Below are 2,117 nucleotides of genomic sequence, written 5' to 3'. Positions count from 1 at the left end.
AGGGTCGGCATCGCTGAGCATGAGCCAGACCAAAATCGACAGCGAATACGCCAGCGTGGGTGAGCAGAGTGGGCTGTTCGCGGGTGATAAAGGGTTTGATATTAACGTCGGCAAACACACCCAGTTGAACGGCGGGGTGATTGCCAGCACCGCAGACGTGATTCATAACCAGCTCTCCACCGATACGTTGGGGTGGACATCCATCGAGAATGAGGCGAATTACAGCGCCAGCAGTAAAGGCATTAGTGCGGGCTTCTCATCCGAAGAAGATAAGAACGGTGACCGGGTTAACAGCGGCGGCATTTTGCCGAACATTGGCGTAAGCAGCTCGGGCGATGCTGCGGGGACGACGCAATCGGCGATAGCGGGTGGTGCGCTTATTATTCGAGATACCGCGAACCAGACGCAAGACGTTAACGACCTGAGCCGGGATACCGAGCATGCCAACGGCAGCATCGGCAAAATCTTCGATAAGCAGAAAGTGGAGGAACAGCAAGAGCTGGCGGCGGTGTTCGGGCAGATGGCGAACCAATACGCGGGTGACATCGGCGTTAGCCTGGGCTGGGGCGCGGACAGCAAAGAGAAGGCGGCAGTTCACGGCGTTATCGGGGCGATACAAGCCAGCCTCGGCGGTGGCAGTGCGTTGGCCGGTGGTCTGGCAGGGCTGGGCAGCGAAGCGTTCGGGCAGTTAGTGCATAACTACCTGACGGAAAACACCACACTGGATGCGAAGGAAAAGGCGGCCATCACCCAATGGGCAGCCGCGGTGAGTGGTGCGGCGGTGGGTGGAGTGGTTGCGGGAAGTACGGGCGCGAGTTCGGGAGCGGCAGCTGCGTTGGATGCGGAGCGTTACAACCGCCAGTTGCACCCAGATGAGCGTGCAGAAATCAAAAAATTGGCGGACGGTGATGAGGAAAAAGAACAGCGTCTGTTGGCTGAAGCTTGCCGCCGTGTGGAATGTGCCAGCGAATTTGCGCTGAACTCACAAGAGCGAGCGTACTATGAATCCCTGATGCAAAATCAGGCGGCGACACCGGAAGAACGTCAAGCGCTGGATAATTACTGGGTTACGCAGTTTAAAGAGAGTTACGGTAATTATCCGAGCTATGCGGGAACAGAAGACAAGCACCTGTTCCAGTACGGAGAAGGTGATAAGCTGAATGACAGCCAGCAATTTGTTCGCAACCAGTATGTGGTTGAGCTGAGCGATAAACTGGGTGTTGAGGTCGAAACCGCTCGTCGGATCACGGAAGGTATGTCGTTGGCAACGTTGGTTGTGGCGGCGAAGAATGGTAAGGATTTACCGGGTAAGGCTAAAGATACTGGGATCTGGACGGCAACTAAGAAAGCAGATCCCGTAGCCAATGCTTACGGCCATTGGGATAAACATAAAAAAGAGTTCCCTGAGTATCAGAATGCGAAGCAGTATGTTGATGCTGCTCATAATTTTATGACGATACCACCAATGGGTACTCTGACTAAGACCCGACCTAATGGGGATACACTGTATTACAATCCAACGACTAACACATTTGCTTCAAAAGATAAAAATGGAGTACCACGGACTATGTTTAAACCCGATAAAGGCCTCGAATATTGGAATAAGCAATGACAAATAATGAAATCTATCCTTGTCCATGTTGTGGAAATAAAACGATAGATGAGCTTGGTTGCTATGAGATCTGTCCTGTTTGCGGATGGGAAGATGATCCTGTGCAATCATCTGATCCTGATTATTCTGGTGGTGCAAACACTTTGAGTTTGAATGAAGCAAAACAAGAGTTTATCAATGCACAGTAAAAATGATCTTTATATATGTCGAGTCTGTGGGGCAGAGCAGTTAGATGCTCCTTGGGGAGATGATGGGAAAAATGCGTCTTTTGATATATGTGATTGCTGTGGGGTTGAGTTCGGGTATGAAGATGCGACTTTAGTAGGAATTCGGCACTATAGAGAAAAGTGGGTGTCAAATGGAGCTAAATGGAATATAGCAAAGTCTAAACCAGAAAATTGGTCACTAGATGAACAATTAAGAAATATACCTAAAGAGTATGTTTAAGTGTATTAGCAATCAGCAGCAAAGATCCCGGCCAACAGGCCGGGATCTTTGCTTTACG

The 2,117-nt window shown here is 50.3% G+C and carries 2 protein-coding genes and 1 pseudogene; all 3 read left to right on the top strand.

Annotated elements, in window-relative coordinates; translation table 11 throughout:
* Positions 1-1,612, top strand: a pseudogene (locus SPL01S_RS25560) (hypothetical protein); the annotation flags it as partial.
* Positions 1,609-1,800, top strand: coding sequence for a CPCC family cysteine-rich protein (locus SPL01S_RS24970; protein WP_073972102.1), 192 nt, complete (start codon positions 1,609-1,611; stop codon positions 1,798-1,800). The pseudogene SPL01S_RS25560 and the gene SPL01S_RS24970, both read left to right, overlap by 4 nt.
* Positions 1,790-2,059, top strand: a complete 270-nt coding sequence (locus SPL01S_RS24965) for a hypothetical protein (RefSeq protein ID WP_073972101.1) — start codon at positions 1,790-1,792, stop codon at positions 2,057-2,059. The genes SPL01S_RS24970 and SPL01S_RS24965 overlap by 11 nt, the downstream gene beginning before the upstream one ends.
* The last annotated feature ends 58 nt before the right edge of the window (positions 2,060-2,117 follow it).

The sequence above is a fragment of the Serratia plymuthica NBRC 102599 genome (assembly GCF_001590925.1).
In the GTDB taxonomy this organism is placed as follows: domain Bacteria; phylum Pseudomonadota; class Gammaproteobacteria; order Enterobacterales; family Enterobacteriaceae; genus Serratia; species Serratia plymuthica.
The sequence above is the reverse complement of the archived record's forward strand: the minus strand, read 5'-3'. Positions and strand labels throughout refer to the sequence as shown.

Excerpts from the sequence above, each read along its gene's own strand:
- SPL01S_RS24965 (WP_073972101.1), top strand. The coding sequence starts at position 1,790 with ATGCACAGTAAAAATGATCTTTATATATGTCGAGTCTGTGGGGCAGAG.
- SPL01S_RS24970 (WP_073972102.1), top strand. The coding sequence starts at position 1,609 with ATGACAAATAATGAAATCTATCCTTGTCCATGTTGTGGAAATAAAACG.